The organism is Synergistaceae bacterium, assembly GCA_012521675.1.
In the GTDB taxonomy this organism is placed as follows: Bacteria; Synergistota; Synergistia; order Synergistales; family Aminobacteriaceae; genus JAAYLU01.
In genome coordinates this window covers 1-16,338 of record JAAYLU010000043.1, presented here as the reverse complement: position 1 = coordinate 16,338, position 16,338 = coordinate 1, and the positions used below count along the sequence as shown (strand labels likewise).

The 16,338-nt window shown below is 61.6% G+C and carries 14 protein-coding genes; 13 read left to right on the top strand and 1 reads right to left on the bottom strand.

Annotated features, from left to right (window positions below; all coding sequences use genetic code 11):
* The coding region (locus GX181_04950) for a galactokinase (protein ID NLM71295.1) at nucleotides 1–359 on the top strand (359 nt) is incomplete at its 5' end.
* A 60-nt stretch (nucleotides 360–419) separates the two neighbouring features.
* Here the strand turns inward: GX181_04950 and GX181_04945 are convergent.
* Nucleotides 420–1,259, bottom strand: a complete 840-nt coding sequence (locus GX181_04945; GenBank protein ID NLM71294.1) for a cyclase family protein — start codon at nucleotides 1,257–1,259, stop codon at nucleotides 420–422.
* 361 nt (nucleotides 1,260–1,620) lie between these two features.
* On the opposite strand from GX181_04945, the gene GX181_04940 reads away from it, so the two are divergent.
* From GX181_04940 to tuf, 12 genes are all read left to right on the top strand, one after another.
* On the top strand, nucleotides 1,621–3,039 hold the full coding sequence (locus tag GX181_04940; GenBank protein ID NLM71293.1) for a VWA domain-containing protein: 1,419 nt from the start codon (nucleotides 1,621–1,623) through the stop codon (nucleotides 3,037–3,039).
* Nucleotides 3,040–3,137: 98 nt separating this feature from the next.
* Nucleotides 3,138–5,057 carry a HAMP domain-containing histidine kinase gene (locus GX181_04935; GenBank protein ID NLM71292.1) on the top strand — a complete coding sequence of 640 codons (1,920 nt, stop codon included), beginning with the start codon at nucleotides 3,138–3,140 and terminating at the stop codon, nucleotides 5,055–5,057.
* A complete protein-coding gene (locus GX181_04930; protein NLM71291.1) occupies nucleotides 5,054–5,773 on the top strand; it encodes a response regulator transcription factor in 720 nt (239 codons plus the stop codon). The genes GX181_04935 and GX181_04930 overlap by 4 nt, the downstream gene beginning before the upstream one ends.
* Nucleotides 5,774–5,793: 20 nt before the next feature.
* Nucleotides 5,794–6,480 carry a branched-chain amino acid ABC transporter permease gene (locus GX181_04925; protein NLM71290.1) on the top strand — a complete coding sequence of 229 codons (687 nt, stop codon included), beginning with the start codon at nucleotides 5,794–5,796 and terminating at the stop codon, nucleotides 6,478–6,480.
* A 2-nt stretch (nucleotides 6,481–6,482) separates the two neighbouring features.
* The gene (locus GX181_04920) at nucleotides 6,483–6,785 is read left to right on the top strand and encodes an AzlD domain-containing protein (GenBank protein NLM71289.1); all 303 of its coding nucleotides are present in this window, start codon (nucleotides 6,483–6,485) and stop codon (nucleotides 6,783–6,785) included.
* A gap of 13 nt (nucleotides 6,786–6,798) precedes the next feature.
* Complete coding sequence (locus GX181_04915; protein NLM71288.1) at nucleotides 6,799–7,269, top strand: GyrI-like domain-containing protein; 471 nt, start codon at nucleotides 6,799–6,801, stop codon at nucleotides 7,267–7,269.
* A 9-nt stretch (nucleotides 7,270–7,278) separates the two neighbouring features.
* Entirely contained in the window at nucleotides 7,279–7,692 is a 414-nt protein-coding gene (locus tag GX181_04910; GenBank protein ID NLM71287.1) for a DUF454 domain-containing protein, read from the top strand.
* A 1-nt stretch (nucleotide 7,693) separates the two neighbouring features.
* A complete protein-coding gene (locus GX181_04905) occupies nucleotides 7,694–8,569 on the top strand; it encodes a prephenate dehydrogenase/arogenate dehydrogenase family protein (protein ID NLM71286.1) in 876 nt (291 codons plus the stop codon).
* A 206-nt stretch (nucleotides 8,570–8,775) separates the two neighbouring features.
* Nucleotides 8,776–10,860, top strand: coding sequence for a hypothetical protein (locus tag GX181_04900; GenBank protein ID NLM71285.1), 2,085 nt, complete (start codon nucleotides 8,776–8,778; stop codon nucleotides 10,858–10,860).
* On the top strand, nucleotides 10,857–13,718 hold the full coding sequence (locus GX181_04895) for a glycosyltransferase (GenBank protein NLM71284.1): 2,862 nt from the start codon (nucleotides 10,857–10,859) through the stop codon (nucleotides 13,716–13,718). Before GX181_04900 ends, GX181_04895 begins: the two co-directional genes overlap by 4 nt.
* A gap of 110 nt (nucleotides 13,719–13,828) precedes the next feature.
* Nucleotides 13,829–15,142: a hypothetical protein gene (locus tag GX181_04890; protein NLM71283.1), complete on the top strand. Its 1,314-nt coding sequence runs from the start codon at nucleotides 13,829–13,831 to the stop codon at nucleotides 15,140–15,142.
* A 177-nt stretch (nucleotides 15,143–15,319) separates the two neighbouring features.
* On the top strand, nucleotides 15,320–16,338 hold a 1,019-nt coding region (gene tuf / locus GX181_04885; protein NLM71282.1), incomplete at its 3' end, for an elongation factor Tu.

The window sequence follows — 16,338 nt, the reverse complement described above, 5'->3', positions numbered from 1 at the left end:
GGCGGGCCCGCCATGCGGTCTATGAGAACGCGCGAGTGCTGGAGGCCGCGGATGCGCTGGAGGAGGGAAGGCTCGAAAGGTTCGGAGAGCTGCTTAACGAGTCTCACCTGTCGCTGCAGTTCGACTACGAGAGCACCGGCATGGAGCTGGACTGCCTCGCCGAGCTGGCATGGCAGAGGGAGGAGTGTTTGGGGGCGAGGGTGACTGGAGCGGGTTTCGGCGGCAGCGCGGTGGCCCTCGTCCGCCGCGACGGAGTGGAGGACTTCTGCTGCTACGTCGGAGAGAGATACAGGAGGTACATAGGGTACGACTGCTCTTTTTTCCGCAGCGAGTCAGGCGACGGGGCGAGGAGGGTGTAGAGGCCAGAGAAACGCCGGGGCGGGAGCGCCCCGGCGCGATGCAGCCGTGGTGCAGAGGTCCTACGGCAGTATGGCGAAGACCCTCGCCGGGAACCCGGAGCCGAAGTATGGCTTTGGGAATGCGACTATCACCAGGGCGCCGTGCTCCGGCACCTTGTCCAGGTTGGCCATCAGCTCCACCTGGTACTTGTCCTGGGCCAGCACGTAGAACTCGCAGGTGTAGTCGCCCTTGGAGGTGAGCACGCCCGGGTCCGTGTCCGTAGGCTCGTGTCCGCAGGCGGTTATATTTCTCTCCTCGAACAGGTACTTCATGGCCTCGAGCCCCCACCCGGGATAGTGGATCACCCCATCCTCGTCGGCCTCCTGCATGCGGGATTTGTCGGGCCATCTCTTCGACCAGTCGGTCCTCATCGCCACGAAGGATCCCTCCGGCACCGGGCCGTACTTCTTCTCCCAGTCCTTCACGTCCTCCAGCGTCAGCATGTAGTCCCGATCCTTCTCCACCTTCTCGTGGACGTCGATGACCACTAGTTCTAGGAACATCTCCTTGACGTCTATCTGGTCGAGCGTCCTCTTGCCCTGGACGAAGTGAGCCGGGGCGTCGACGTGGGTCCCCCACTGGCCCACGTGGCAGAACACCTGGGCGAAGAATCCGTGACCCATTGTGCCGACCCCCTTGTCGTACCAGTAGATGGTCTCCCTCTTCTCCTCGGGAAAGCCGGGCCAGTGAGGTATATCCTGGTCGAAAGTGTGAGTCAGGTCGACGAACTCCTTGTTCTTGATTATCTCGAACATCTCGAGGAGCGTTGGCTCGGCCGCGGCAGCGGTCGCAAGGCCGAGCACGAGCAGAAAGCCGCAGACCAAGGCGGCCAAGGAGGTCCTCCCGGCGCGGGCGTTCATAAAGCGAGCGATCATTTGCAATACCTCCGTTTCTGTTCAGTTGGAACCACTCCCGACCGCGACGCGCGAAAAACCCCGTCCCCGCGACGCGGCTTGAAATCCGCATGTTCAATCGGATCTATGGCAGATGACGCAATCCCTCCCCTCGAATTCTTCCTGTCGGAAAAAAGGATGAATTGTCACTTGCATGATACTCTAGCAAAAGTGGGCGATTTGCGCAATACGAGTTTGCTCATCCTGCGTCGATCCGGCGGCACGATATCTCCTTCGCGTTTTTTACAAATTTTTTACACTGCCTTGACGCCGGTCTGACATCATTTTCGGGGATGAGTGGCATACTTTTCCGCAGGAGGTGGTAGTTATGATGACTAAAAGAAACTGCTGCATCAAGTCTTTGGCGGGGTTGCTCCTTGTGCTGATGATCTCGTTCGGCACGGCGGCATGGGCCGATTCGGGAGGAGTGACGCTCGAGGTCGGCGCGGACACGCCTGTTGTGAAGGCCGGAGAGGGAAGCAGGATCACGGTCCGCGTGCTGGTGAAGCCGGAGAGGCGCGAGCGAGAGACCCGCGCGCCGCTGGCGGTCGCCCTCGTCCTTGACAAGTCCGGTTCCATGGCCTCGGAGGAGAAGATGGATTACGCTAAGCTCGGGGCGCTGGAGGCCCTTAAGATACTCGACGCGAACGACATCGCGGCGGTGGTGGTCTACGACGAGAAGGCTCGGGTCGCGGTCAGGGCCCGACCCGTCGGGAAGGGGAACAAGGAGCCGGTCTTTGCCCTTGGAATAAAGAGGATCAAGCCGAGCGGCATGACAGCTCTCTACGATGGTGTTGTTCTCGGTGCCAAGCAGCTGGAGCCGTTCGTGAAGGAGGGTTTCATCCCAAGGATAGTCATGCTCTCCGACGGGGTGGCCAATGTCGGCCCTTCAACCACGAGGGAGTTGGCGGCCCTCGGAAGAAAGCTCGCCCGCACGGAGATGACCATAACCACCATAGGCCTGGGGCTCGACTACCACGAGGACCTGATGACCGCGCTCGCGGCGGAGAGCGGTGGAAACGCCTACTTCGCCCGGACGTCGAGGATGCTGAAGGACATCTTCGCGCGCGACATGGAGGACGCGGTGACCCTGACCGCCAGGAAGGTTCGGGTGAAGGTCCGCGGACTGGGGGGCGCACGTCCGGAGCGAGCGGTGGGGCGCACCGGCAGGGCGGAGGACGGGGTGATAGAGGTCTCCATTGATAATCTCTACAGCACGGAGAAGTACGCGCTGGTCGAGCTGGAGCTTCCCGGGGGCGAGCCGGGGACGACTTTGGAGGCGGCCGAGGTGGAGCTGGAGTACGTCGACCCGGAGAGCGGCGAGAAGATAGTCAAGAAGTCTCCCCTGACCCTCGCTTTCACGGAGGACGAGGACGAGGTGGAGAAGAACCGTCGCCAGGAGATAGCCTCGCAGGCGGCCCTGGCGAGGAACGCCGAGATACGGGAGGAGGCCGTTCGACTGGCCGACGAGGGAAGGGCGGAGGAGGCGGCCAAGATGCTCGGTGAGAGGACCAGGCAGCTCAGGATGCTTGCCCCCATGATGGGAAGCTCCGCCCCTGCGATGGAGATGGAGTCGGCTGCCTTCGACGAGCTGGCGGACAGCCTGATCTCGGAGGGAGGGCTCTCCAACGTGGATAGGAAGACCGTCCTGAACGAGGCCTATATGTTGAAGAGCCAGCAGTCCGCGATTGTTACGACCGACTCCGACGAGGACGAATACGAGGACGAATACGACGACGAGGACTAGCTGTCCGCAAGTCGTAGCTGGTATACTCGATACACTAGGGCATCGACGGAGGCCGGGCTGTTACCCCCGGTCTCCGTCCGTAGGCGGGGGTGATGACGATGACAGGGGAGAAAAAGGGGTTTGCAAGGCTTTCGACCTCGATGTCGCTTGTCCTGCTCTTTCTGTCAGCGGTCCTCCTGCCGAGCGTGGCTTTGAGCATGCTCGCGCTGCGAGCGGCGGACCGGGAGGCTCTGCATATAGAGAAGCGCCTCGAGGACGCCCTGATGTCGGAGGTGAACCTAGCGGTCGGGCGCATTGCCGATCTCATGGGGACGGTGGAGGAGGAGCTGGTCGGAGAGGCGTCGGAGATCCCCTCCAATCCGTCCCTTTTCAACAGGTGGAAGGGCGGCGGCTCACTAGCGGAGTGCCCCTTCCTGCTCGTGGGCGACCGGCTTTTCGTCCCCGAGTCCAACCATGCTGGCGACAGGCTGCTCTCCTCGTTCGGCCCGTTCCTGCGAGAGCAGGACGAGATCGCATTCTATGACAGCATAGCAGGGGTCTACAGAAGGGAGCTTTATCATTCGGGCGAAAGGCCGGCCGGTGATGCACGCGTAGACATGCCGAGCCCCGCCCCCGAGCAGAAGGCCATGGCGCCATCCTTTGCGCCTCCGCCCTCCGGGAGACCCTCGCCGGGGGTCGAGAGACAGATGGCTGAGAGCCTGATCGCGGTTGATTCGGCACTGCGCGAGGAGGTCTTGAAAAAGGCCGAGCGGGAGGGCTTCGAGCTGCTTCGAAGGAACGTAGACCCGACGACCCTTGCGCCATCGGCCCGCGAGGATTCGATCGGGGCGTCGCGGACGGTGGCGAGAGGCAGGAGCTTCGCCGAGGTCCGCGACGAGGCGTATGCCGGCATGCTGCCCAGACTCTTGGAGGGGGGGATGGAGCTGCTCTTCTGGAGCGAGCGAACCGACGGCACGATAGCGGGCTTCCTGGTGGACTGCTATTCGCTCAAGGACAGAATCCTAGAGATCTTGCCGGCGATAATGAACGAGACACGCGTCCTGACCGTCCTGGACGAGATGGGCGAGCCCCTGGTCGTCCCGGCCCTGGGCGAGCCGCCCGACTGGCGTGTCCCTTACGTGGCCATGGAGATAACCCCCGCTCTTCCCGGGTGGGAGGTCGGCGTGTGGCTCGCCGACCCGTACGAGGCGGCCAGCAGGGCCAGGTCGGCCGCGCGCGCCGTGTGGATGCTGGTCGGGGCGCTCTTCCTCGTGATAGCCGTCGGGGGCGCGGCCCTGCTGTGGGCGCTGACGTCGGAGATCCGCCTCGCCCGAAAGAAGACCACCTTTGTAGCGAACGTCTCTCATGAGCTTAAGACACCCCTCACGTCCATAAGGCTGTTCGCCGAGATGCTGCTCTCCGGAAGACAGAAAGACGAGGAGAGGCGCAGGGAGTACCTGCGGACGATGGTGTCCGAGGCGGAGCGACTCTCCCGGCTGGTCGAGAATGTCCTCTCCTTCTCGCGCGACGGCAAAAGGGGCCGCGAGACTTCCGCGGAGCCACTGGACCTCGCCGAGCTTGCGAGGGAGACCCTCTCGCAGATGATGCCGGGCCTGTCGAGGAACGGCTTTGATTGCTTCTTCGGCTCGGAGGGACCGGCCCCGGTGGCGGGCGACCCGGGCGCGCTCAGGCAGGTGCTCATGAACCTGCTGTCGAATGCGGAGAAGTACTCGACGGACGGACGTGAGATAAGGGTCGAATGCCGAACGGAGCGAGGATGCGCGGTCGTTGCGGTCCTCGACAGGGGTTCCGGGGTGGCCCCCTCGCAGCAGGGGAGCATCTTCCAGGAGTTCTTCAGAGGGGACGATTCGCTTGCCGCTTCCAGCAGCGGCGCGGGGCTGGGCCTGTTCATCGCTCGCTCGATCGCGCGACGGCACGGCGGCGACGTGACCTACGCCCCCAGGGACGGGGGAGGCAGCGCCTTTACCCTCTCGGTCCCTCTGCACGACGACGAAAAGACTCAAGGAGTGGTGGAATGAAAGAGCTGATTCTCCTGGCCGAGGACGACACGGCCATCCAGACGGGGGTGCGCGACCTCCTGGAGAGCGAGGGGTATCGTGTGACCACAGCGGACGACGGTCGCTCCGCGCTGGATCTTTACCACAAGCTGAAGCCCGACCTCGTATTGCTGGATGTCATGATGCCTGGAATGAACGGGTACGACGTCTGCAGAGAGATTCGCCTGCAGGACCGGCATACCCCCGTGCTGATGCTCACCGCGAAGGGCAGGGAGGTGGACAAGGTCGTGGGGCTTGAGCTCGGGGCGGACGACTACATAGTCAAGCCCTTCGGGATGGCGGAGCTGCTGGCCAGGGTGCGGTCCGCCCTGCGCAGGGGCGCTCTGTCCCGAGGGTCGCCCAGGAAGGATGGAGCGCCGACACTCTCCTTCGGCGATGTCAAGGTCGACTTCGACCGCATGACCGGGCGGAAAGGGGACTCTGAGTTCCCTCTGACCCCCAAGGAGGCCGCGCTGCTACGCCGCCTGGCCGGCAGCGAGGGAAGGGTGCTGTCGCGCTCTGAGCTGCTAGACGAGGTCTGGGGGATCGAGTGCGACGTAACCACTCGCACCGTCGATCAGCACGTCGTGCACCTGCGCCAGAAGATAGAGGACGACCCCTCGAATCCGCGTTTCCTCCGCACTGTGCACGGGGCGGGCTACCGTTTTGACGGCGGCGGGAGAGGGATGGAAAAATGAGCAAAACCGGAGGTGGCGTGTTGGTTTTCAACAAAGACGGAGATTTTTTCAAGGGATTCAAGGCGTCTATCCCGGCGGGGCTGGGCGTGCTGACTTACGGCCTGGTCTTCGGTGTACTCTGCGCCGAGACGGGGGTCTCCTTCCCCATTCTGGCCCTGATGAACGTGGCGATTTTTTCCGGTTCGGCTCAGACTCTGATCGTGGGTATGTGGAACGGAGGCTTTCCCGTGTGGCAGATGGCCGTGGCCGCCGCGGTGGTCAACGTGAGATACTTCCTGCTGACCGCGGCTGTCGCTCCGTTGATGGAGCATATCGGATGGCTTGGCAGGGCGTGGCGAGTGCACTTCGTGACAGACGAGAACTGGGCGGTCACGATGGCCGAGTGGAGGAGGAGCGAGGTGACTGTGGACCATCTCGTCGGAGGTGGAGTCTGCGTCGGCCTCTTCTGGTTCTTCAGCGTCATGGTGGGTCACAGCCTGGGATTCACTCTGGAAAACCCCGAGAAGTACGCGCTTGACTACGCCTTTACCGCCCTCTTCACCGCTCTTGCCGTCAACATGTGGAGAGGAAAGAGAGATGTCTTGCCTTGGCTCGTTTCGGCGGGCACGGCATTTCTCGCGTGGAAGCATCTTCCCGGGGCTTGGTACGTGCTGCTGGGCGGCATAGCGGGCTCAGTGGCCGCCGCGTTCATGAAGGAGGTCGATTGACCGTGACTAACACTCAAGCCCTCGCGGTTGTCCTGCTCTCCGCCTTTTTCGTCTATTCGATCCGCTTCCTGGGGCTGGCCCTCGGCAAGAGGCTGCCCAAGACCGGCGTGTTCAAGAAGGGGATGGACGCGCTCCCTGGCACTATCTTCGCCGCGCTGGTCTTCCCGGGCTTGCTGGCCGCCGGCTGGCAGGGGATAGTCGCCGCCGTCTTCATCGTGATCATCACGAAGAAGACCGGCAACGTGATGCTGGCGATGCTGACGGGTGTTGCCGCGGTAGCGCTGCTCCGAATTCCCATTTTCTGAACTTGGAGGAGGTATGAGCAAGATGGACGTGAAGATCGAGAAGCACGGCGACATGAGAGTGGCCTTCATCCGCCACACAGGCCCTTACGAACAGAGCACGGAGGCGTGGAACAGGCTGAGCGCGGCACCGGGACTTGCGAGCCGGATGGGACCGGATTCATGTTTCCTGTCCCTCTGCTACGACGACCCTGACGTGACCGAGCCGGGCAACACGCGAATGGACGTCTGCGTCGCGGTCGGAGACGACTACGAGGAGGAGGCGGGGATCAGCACGCAGGTAATTCCCGGCGGGGAGTTCGCAGTCGTGGTCTACAAGGGGGCTTACTCCGGTCTGCACGACGCTTACAGGGCCATCTACGGCGAGTGGCTTCCGAAGAGCGGACGCGAGCCGTCCGGGTCTTTCTCCATGGAGATATACCGTACCGACTGCAGCCGGACCCCGCCCGACGAGAACATAACCGAGATCAGGATTCCCCTGATTTAGTGGTGCGCAGTGAGCATGTGGAGGTATTTCGGCTATTTTTTCGTCCTGTTGGCGATAATCGGGACTCTTCTTCCGGTGATGCCGACGGTTCCGTTCGTTTTGCTCGCGGCCGCTTGCTTCGCCAAGTCGTCCCCGGAGATGCACAGGTGGCTTCGGGACCACCCGAAGTTCGGACACACGGTGTGCAGCTGGGAGGAGAGCCGCTGCATCACAAGGCGCTTGAAGATCTGGAGCGTGGTGATGATCACCCTCGGCGGCGGGACCTCGACCTTTCTTTTCGTTCCCTCCGGCTGGCCCTTCTGGACGGTGATGGGCTGTTTCCTGCTCGCGGACGTGGTGGTGCTGCTCTGGAAGGAGTGTCCCGCGGAGAAGGAGAAAACCACGGGATCACGGCACAAGGCTCGTTGTACCGGGTGCGAGTAGAATGAAGAGCCTGAAGGAGAGCGTCGTCTCGGTCTTCGGACTCGGCCTGCTGGGCGGGTCTCTTGCATGGCGGCTGGTGGAGACGGGAAGAGTCAGAGATGTAGCCGGCTGGAGCAGGAATCCGGCTACGATCGCGGAGGCCGTCGAGAGGGGTGTCGTCACGAAGGGCTGCTCCTCCGCCGAGGAGTGCGCCTCTCTTGCGGACGTGATCGTCCTCGCTGTACCGGTCAGGGCGATGGAGGGACTGAGCCTGCTGATCCGCGGTTCCGCCCGGAAGGACGTGGCCGTGTTCGACCTGGGAAGCACGAAGGTCGAAATAGGAGCTGTGTTGTCGGCGATATGGGGGGAGAGGTACGCTGGTTTTCACCCGATGGCGGGAAAGGAGCGGGGAGGGCTGGAGAACGCTTCTCCGGACCTCTTTCTGGGGTCCGTCTGCGCAGTCGTGCCCTTCCCCGCCACTCGTCCGGAAGTTGCCTCCCTAGCCGGTGAACTCGCTCTCGCCCTCGGAGGACGCCCCCTTAAGATCGACGCGGACGAGCACGATTCGGCCGCCGCCTGCATCAGCCACCTGCCCCTTGTAATATCCGCCGCCCTCTCCTTGTTGGCGGGGGACGAGATGGAAAACCATCCCTCGTTGCCGGCTCTATCCGCCGGAGGGTTTCGCGACACGACCCGCATAGCCGCCGGCCCGGCCTGGCTGGGGGCGGACATGGTAGCGGGGAACGGACTTCAGGTGCGGCGGCTGGCCGAGGAGTTCAAGCGTATTCTCGACGATCTTCTGTCATCGCCTGTCGCGGAGCTCGAGTCGAGACTGGCGGCCGCCGCCGCCGCTCGCGAGAGGATTCTATCGTTGAAAGAGGAGAGGACAAGGGATTGAGGAAAACGACGTCCTTCAATGAGCACGTTCTTCCGCACGGCAAGATACAGAGGTGCAATTTACTGTTATAATGAATTGGGTCCTTATTTTCACGGGCTCTTTTTTGGTTCTCGAGAATCACGAATCTCACGATTGGCGACGCTGGGATTAATCCCGGCCACCTCCGCATGGAGGAGCGCCGGAGCGCAGAAAGGGGAATCTCGGGAGTGGATGAGCTGAAGAACAATGAGAACCGGGATCTTGACTCTTCGGTAAAGGAAGAGGAGACCTCCCTGCTGCTTTCAGCCGAGCCGGACGGGATCGAGGACGACGGGGCGGAGCGTGCCCCTGTCGCGGCCGGCGAGGTTTTTCATTCCGACGACGTGCAGAGGAAAAAGGCCAGGCTAATCGCCAAAATCAGGGAAGAACTAGAGACAAGGCGCAGGGAGGATGTCACTATTCCCGTCTCCAGGCGGCCTCGCCTGGAGAGAAAGAACGGTTTCGCGAAGACGGTCGATCTTAAAGAGAGGGTCGAGCCCATCGTCGAGCGAGAGAAAAAGAGCCTCGGCAAAAGCCCCCCCACTGCAAAAGCAAGGAGGACGACAGTGGAAGGCGATGCTCCCCGGTCGTTTTCGCAGATGGTCTATGGCATACCCGTGCTCGGCTATTGCGTGGAGTTGGTCGTGATGCTTTTAGGACTGCCCCTGCAGCTTCGCGAGATCAACTCCAGGGCGACGAAAAAAGAGGCCGTCATACAGGCGAGGATCGACGGCATAGGAAGCAGGATGAACGCCCTGCGCGAGAGCTTGGCCCAGTGCCGCAACGAGCTGGAGGAGTCGATCGCGAGCAAGATCGACCAGGAGAAGCTGGAGGCACTCTCCGCGGAGTTAGCCGGGAAGGCCGACCTGAGCCGGCTGGATGAGTTTTCCAGCAGCCTTGACGAGGAGCTGTCGAAGATGGCCGGCGAGGACATGCTCTCCGAGGTCAAATCCTTCATCGAGACGTCCATAGTGGAGCTGCGAGGCGAGCTCTCTCTCAAGGCGGAGGGCGAACAGTTGGCGCTGCTCGAGGAAAGGCTGGAGGAAAAGGCAGGCGAACAGGCGCTCGAGACCTTGGAAAAGAGGATCGACGAGGGCCTCGAGAGGCTTGATTCTCACTATAAAGTCGAAGTTGAGAACCGCCTGAGATCCCTTGAGGCTTCACTGGAGGAGGCTCGTGAGGAGGCGCGCCGGAAGGCGGACGGAGAGGCGTTGCTTTCCCTAGAGGGCGAAATACGTTCGAAGGGAGAGGCCCTTGAACTGCTCGAAGGCGAGCTCCGATCCAAGGGGGAGGCGTTTGAAGCCCTTGAGAGAGAGTATCGAGCCAGGTCGGAGGCCGACGCAGAATCGATCAGGCATCTCGAGGAGAGATTAACCGAGCTGTCGGATCGTTTCTCGTCGTTCGACCCCGTGGCTCAAGTCGACTCTGTCAGGCATCTCGAGGAGAGATTGGCCGGGCTGTCGGATCGTTTCTCGTCGTTCGACCCCGTGGCTCAAGTCGACTCTGTCAGGCATCTCGAGGAGAGGTTGGCCGGGCTGTCGGATCGTTTCTCGTCGTTCGATCCTGTGGCTCAAGTCGACTCTGTCAGGCATCTCGAGGAGAGGTTGGCCGGGCTGTCGGATCGTTTCTCGTCGTTCGACCCCGTGGCTCAAACCGACTCTGTCAGGCATCTCGAGGAGAGGTTGGTCGAGCTGTCGGATCGTTTCTCGTCGTTCGATCCTGAATCGATCGCCCTCCGGGTGAGGTCCCTTGAGGACGTGATGGAATCCAAGGCCGATCTTGAGATCATCAAATCGCTCCTGTCGCTTGGAGTTGACGTAGAGGTGCTGAAGTCCCTGTGCAAGGGGCTTGAGGCTGCTTCGGCGGATGTAGTCGCCTCGTTGGACAAGAAGGCGGACTCCGCGGCATATGATGCCTTGGAGGGGAAGATAGGATCCCTGCTGGAGACTATAGAGGCCAAGGCAGACCAGTCAAAGATTGAATCCATGCTATCCGATAAGGCCGGGGCCGAGGATCTGAAGGACGTGAGGACCCTTCTGGAAGCGAAGTTCGAGGAGCTTCGCCTGATCGTGGAAAAACAAGCCGAAGCCGCGGACGCGAATGAAAGCAGAATGCAAATAATCCTCGAAGAAGTGAAGGCCTTCGTCCCGCCCCCGCTTAAATCGCCCGCAGAGGTTAGAAAAAGCCCGTCCCTTCCGTATGCTGCTCGGATAAAGGGACGCTCTGCGGCGCTGCAGGAGCTTAAGCCCGGACGAGAGAGGGTGAAGGAATGAGCAAGCGAATCGCCCTGGTGGTCGCTGAGACGGGAGACCGTTCCCTCCGGGGAGAGAGCATTTTTGTCGACGGGATAGGCTCGGCCATGAGGGACATCGGCTTCGAGGTCGAGACAATCCCGGTGCCGCACGACGAATCGTCATACGAGGCGGTCTCGGATACATACGCCCGCTACGGCGCCCTCGACCTTCACGGGTTTGACGGGGTGATATGCAGCAATATCCCCGCATGTCTCGTTCCGCACCGGAACAAAGTCTGCTACCTGCTCAGAACGGCGCGCGAGTTTTACGACATGTTCGATATGATGCACGAGGCCCCCGCCCCGGAGCAGCGCCGCTTAAGGCGACATATACAGGATTTGGACCGAGAAGCGCTGAAGAAGGTCGGAGAGGTGTTCGTCGCAGGATACGAGATCAGGGGGCGCCTTCTGAAGTACCTGGGGGCGGACTCCGAGGTCCTGTATCCGGCAGCCACGCTGGACGCCCTGGAGAACACTTCTTACGAGTTCCTGCTTCTCCCAGGGCCGTTGCACCCGTTGTATCGCCCGGAGCTGGTGGTAAGGGCGATGGAGAAGGTGGGCAGTCCCGTTGAGCTCCTGGTCTGCGGGATCGGGGAGAGCGAACAGGCGCTGAAAGAGATGGCATCCAAGATGTCGAACATCCACTTCCTGGGCGATGTGGACGATGACAAGATTGCGAATCTCTACAGCCGATCTCTGGCCGTGCCCTACATCCCGATGGGAGAGGACTCCGTCTTTGTGATACTGGAGGCGGCTCTCTGCGAGAAACCGGTCATAACCTGCACAGACTCGGGAGAGCCCGCCCGGATGGTATATGACGGTCGCACCGGCTTTGTCGTGCCGCCTGATCCAGGGAAGATAGCTCGCTGCATAGACATCCTCGTGGGCGATCCCGGCCTTGCGGCCGCGATGGGACGCATTGCAAGGGGAGCCGCCGGACACGCCTCCTGGGGGCACGTGGCGTCCGTTCTCGCCAGGTCGATGCAGTTCTCGGACGACGAATTTCCTGTCGCCGTCTCGGCGACAGGGGGCGGCCGTATCCCTCCGCCTCGCACGCTGATCCTCGACTCTCAATCGATATCGCCCGCGAATCGGGGGGATAGGGCGAGGGCGCTCGGTCTGTACGGGAACATGGGTTTCAAGGCCAGATTCCTCGGGGTCGTCGAGGAGGGCGGCAAGGAGAGGCGCCTCGACCCCACGCCCACCTTGGCCGAGCTGAACGTGCCTCTTTCAGAGGAGCATCTGAAGGAGATGGAGTCGCTTAAGAATCAACCGGGCGGCCTTCTGACCCTGGACATATCCTTCTCCCTGTTCGGGCATTTGACCCCGGACTACGCAGCGACCGCGGAGCGACTTATGTCCGAGGCGGACGCGCTGATCTTCTCGCGGCCTTGGAGTTTTTCCCTTATCGAAAAATGGCCGGAGGACAAGAGGCAGCTGCTCGTCTACGACGCCCATCGCGTCGAGGCGGTGGATAGATGCGCCGTGCTGGACGATGGGGCGTCCGGCACCGAGCTGGTCGCCCTGGTGGGCGAACTTGAGTCCAAGCTATGCTCGAGGGCCGATCTGATCCTGACTTCCTCCCATGCCGACAGGGCCTCCTTCGCCCGATTGTATGACCTTCCCTATGAAAAGATTCGCGTCGCGCCCAACGGCGCCTTCGTGGAGAGGATCATGCCGGCCAGCCATGGGCGCAAGGTCGCCTTGAAAGAGGAGGAGGGGCTGACCGACTCGGAAAGAGAGACCCGGGTGGCGATCTTCATGGGAAGCGCCTCCCCGTCCAACACGGAGGCCGCGGAGTTTATCCTTTGCACCGTGGCACCCTCCCTTCCGGACGTCCGTTTCCTTTTCATGGGCTCGGTTTGTGATGCGGTGTCGTGCCCCGTGCCAGGAAACGCACGCCTGCTGGGAGTCGTGGACGACGAAAAAAAGAACGAACTCCTCTCGATGGCCGATATCGCTCTGAACCCCATCTTCTCGGACGGTGCCTCCAACTTGAAGATGCTGGACTATATGGCCGCCGGACTGCCGGTTCTGGCCTCGGCGGCGACCGCCAGGGGAATAGATCTGGGCGGCCTCGAGGCTCTGACCTTCACCACGAAGGATGGATTCGTCGGCGACCTGCGCGAACTGCTCGAGGAGCCGGCCGAGCTGGAGAGGAGCGGGTCGGCGGGCCGCCGTATCGTGGAGGAGCGCCACTCGTGGACGTCGATATCGAGGGACGTCGGAGATCTGCTCAGATGGCACTCCTGGCACAGAGAAAGGAGAAGGCCCTTCTTCTCCATCATCGTTGTCGGCTACGAGAGGCCGCAGTCCCTGTGGCGTCTTGCGCGCTTGCTCTCCGTCCAGACGTACGGCGACTTCGAGCTCATAATAATCGACCAGAGCCAAGCGCCCTGGGAGGGAGAAAAGTCGTTCGGGGAACTGGATATGCTGTACCTTAAAACCAACGCGATGAGCGTGGCGCGAGCCAAGAACACGGGCGCCTTCCTGTCGAGAGGCACTGTGCTCGTCTTTCTAGACGACGACTGCGAACCGTCGGCGAACTGGCTGGCTTGCGCTCGGCCATGGTTCGACGACGAAAACATGGTCGGCCTCGAGGGAGCCATCCGCTCCGACCTCGGATGGAACGACGGGCGCGGAAAAGCGGGCGATGAGAGGAGCGGCGACTCGCCTCAGAAGGCCTCCAACTTCTTCGTGAGGACGGAGGCTTTCAACAGAAGCGGAGGTTTTGAGGACATCGGATTCGACGACGATTCCGAGGGGGGTATGAGGGCGGGCGCCCTCGGAGAAATACCCTTCTCGCGCGACGCCTGGGTGTTCGTGCCCAGCAGATGATTTAAGGCTGCGGCACCCATATATTGCGAGGCGTGCCTGGAAAAAAGCCTTGCAAGCGGTTTATGTGTTAAAATTCGGGACGACACAGACATCCATGAGGGGGTGCTCCTATGCTGCGTAAGAGAGGAATCTGCCTTCCTGCGCTATTCGTCCTGTTCGCCTTGGCTGCGTCGGCTTACGCCGCCATGAGCGACTGGGATTTTTACAACCTGTGCGCGAACGGCGAGCCCGAGCAGATAGAGCAGGCTCTCGAGGAGGGGGCCAACGCCGCCTTCGGCGTGGAGCAGTTCGGCTGGACCGCTCTCATGAACGCCGCGAAGCACAACCCTCGCAAGGAAGTCATCCGGATACTGGTGAAAGCAGGCTCGGACGTGCACTCGGTCGACGCGCATGGGTGGACCGCCCTTATGCTGGCGATCCGATACAACCCGAACAACGAGGTCCCAAGGGAGCTTCTCAGGGCAGCGGGCGACGTATGGGCACAGACAGTGAACGTGATGAACGACGAGGGGTACACCGCGTTGATGTACGCCGCTCGCAACAAGGACGCGAAGATGATCGACGACCTGTACAAGGCAGGGGCCGTTGCCGTTATGAAGGACTACGAGGGGGCGTCCGCCCTGATGCACGGGGCGGAGGAGAATCCGGACCGCTTGGCCGTAGGACGGCTGTCCGACGCCAGCGCGCGACAGGCGGGCTTCGACGACCGGGCAAGGAGCCCGATGATGTGGGCAGCAGCAGGAAACCCCGATCCCGACGTCCTGTTGGCCCTTCTCGCCAAGGGTGGAAACATTTTCGCCAGGGACAAGGACTACGCCAGCCTGCTCATGCACGCCGCAGCTCGCAATCCGAACCCCGAGGTGATAAGGGCGATTCTGACGGCCAAGACTTTGGCCTGCCGCACCAATCCCCATGTCAGGGACAGCCACGGCAGAAACGCCCTCATGTACGCCGCTCGTTTCAACACGAACCCGGACGTGGCGACCCTTCTGCTCCAGGCGAATATCGATCCGAACTATCGCGATCCCGAGGGCCGCACGGCAATCTCGCTCGCCGCGGAGGAGAACGGCAACCCGGCGATCATAGCATCGCTCATCAGGTTCGGGGCGAAGACCGACATAAAGGACAAGGATGGAAGGGACGCGCTCATGTACGCCGCCGGCTTCAATGCCAACCCGGAGATGACCATGGCGGTGCTTCACTCGGGCGCAGACCTCAAACAGAAGGACAAGCAGGGAGCCACCGCGTTGATATACGCGGCCAGGTACTCCCGGAGTCCCGAGGTCATAAACGTCCTGCTGGACGCAGGGGCCGACCCCGGGGCGAAGGACAGGCAAGGCAAAAAGGCGCTTGACTATGCGGCGGCAAACCCCGAGATCAGGGGAACACAGGTGCATCGCCGTCTTTATCAAGTCTCGCGCTGATACGGGCGGAGTGCGATACAGCCGGATTACGACTGTTATATCTTTCTTTTCTCGCGTTCTCTGGTATAATCTGCGGGCTGATGGCGTGTCTCCGGTCATGTCGGAGTTCCCGTGGTCGAAAGTTTACGACAAAGTCCCCACTGGGGCGGATTTCATCAACAGGGAGGTTTTTTCACAATGGCAAAGGAGAAATTTGAGAGGACCAAGCCGCACATCAACATAGGCACGATAGGTCACATCGACCACGGCAAGACGACGCTCACCGCCGCTATCACCAAGTGTCTGTCGACGTCGGACTTCGCCCAGTTCACGGCCTACGACATGATCGACAAGGCACTCGAGGAGCGTGAGCGCGGCATCACCATCAACATCTCTCACGTCGAGTACGAGACGGAGAGCCGTCACTACGCCCACATCGACTGTCCCGGTCACGCCGACTACATCAAGAACATGATCACCGGCGCTGCCCAGATGGACGGTGCTATTCTCGTCGTCAGCGCCGCCGACGGCCCCATGCCCCAGACCCGGGAGCACGTCCTTCTCGCTCGCCAGGTCAACGTGCCGGCCCTCGTGGTCTTCATGAACAAGACCGACCAGGTCGACGACCCCGAGCTTCTCGACCTTGTCGAGATGGAGGTCAGGGAGCTTCTGAGCAAGTACGAGTTTCCCGGCGACGACGTACCGGTCATCCGCGGCTCCGCCCTCAAGGTCATGGAGGAGGGCGACGGCACCCGCGAGGACCCGATCAGCAAGTGCGTGTGGGATCTCATGGACGCTTGCGACTCCTACATTCCGGAGCCTGTTCGCGAGGTTGACAAGCCCTTCCTCATGCCGATCGAGGACGTCTTCACCATCACCGGCCGCGGTACAGTTGTTACAGGCAGGGTCGAGCGCGGTGTCATCAAGAGCGGCGAGGAGGTTGCCATAGTCGGCATGAAGCGGGACGTCACCAAGACCGTAGCGACCTCTCTTGAGATGTTCAGGAAGATTCTTGACAGCGCCATGGCCGGTGACAACGTCGGCGTGTTGCTCAGGGGCATAGACAAGGAGGACGTCGAGCGCGGTCAGGTATTGGCCAAGCCCAACTCCACCCAGTCCCACACCAGGTTCAAGGCGGAGGTCTACGTGTTGAAGAAGGAGGAGGGCGGTCGTCACACCCCGTTCTTCGCCGGCTACAAGCCTCAGTTCTACTTCCG

Coding starts and splice junctions, on each gene's coding strand:
- GX181_04930 (NLM71291.1), top strand. CDS start 5,054: ATGAAAGAGCTGATTCTCCTGGCCGAGGACGACACGGCCATCCAGACG.
- GX181_04945 (NLM71294.1), bottom strand. CDS start 1,259: ATGAACGCCCGCGCCGGGAGGACCTCCTTGGCCGCCTTGGTCTGCGGC.
- GX181_04935 (NLM71292.1), top strand. CDS start 3,138: ATGACAGGGGAGAAAAAGGGGTTTGCAAGGCTTTCGACCTCGATGTCG.
- GX181_04915 (NLM71288.1), top strand. CDS start 6,799: ATGAGCAAGATGGACGTGAAGATCGAGAAGCACGGCGACATGAGAGTG.
- GX181_04890 (NLM71283.1), top strand. CDS start 13,829: ATGCTGCGTAAGAGAGGAATCTGCCTTCCTGCGCTATTCGTCCTGTTC.
- GX181_04905 (NLM71286.1), top strand. CDS start 7,694: ATGAAGAGCCTGAAGGAGAGCGTCGTCTCGGTCTTCGGACTCGGCCTG.
- GX181_04895 (NLM71284.1), top strand. CDS start 10,857: ATGAGCAAGCGAATCGCCCTGGTGGTCGCTGAGACGGGAGACCGTTCC.
- GX181_04940 (NLM71293.1), top strand. CDS start 1,621: ATGATGACTAAAAGAAACTGCTGCATCAAGTCTTTGGCGGGGTTGCTC.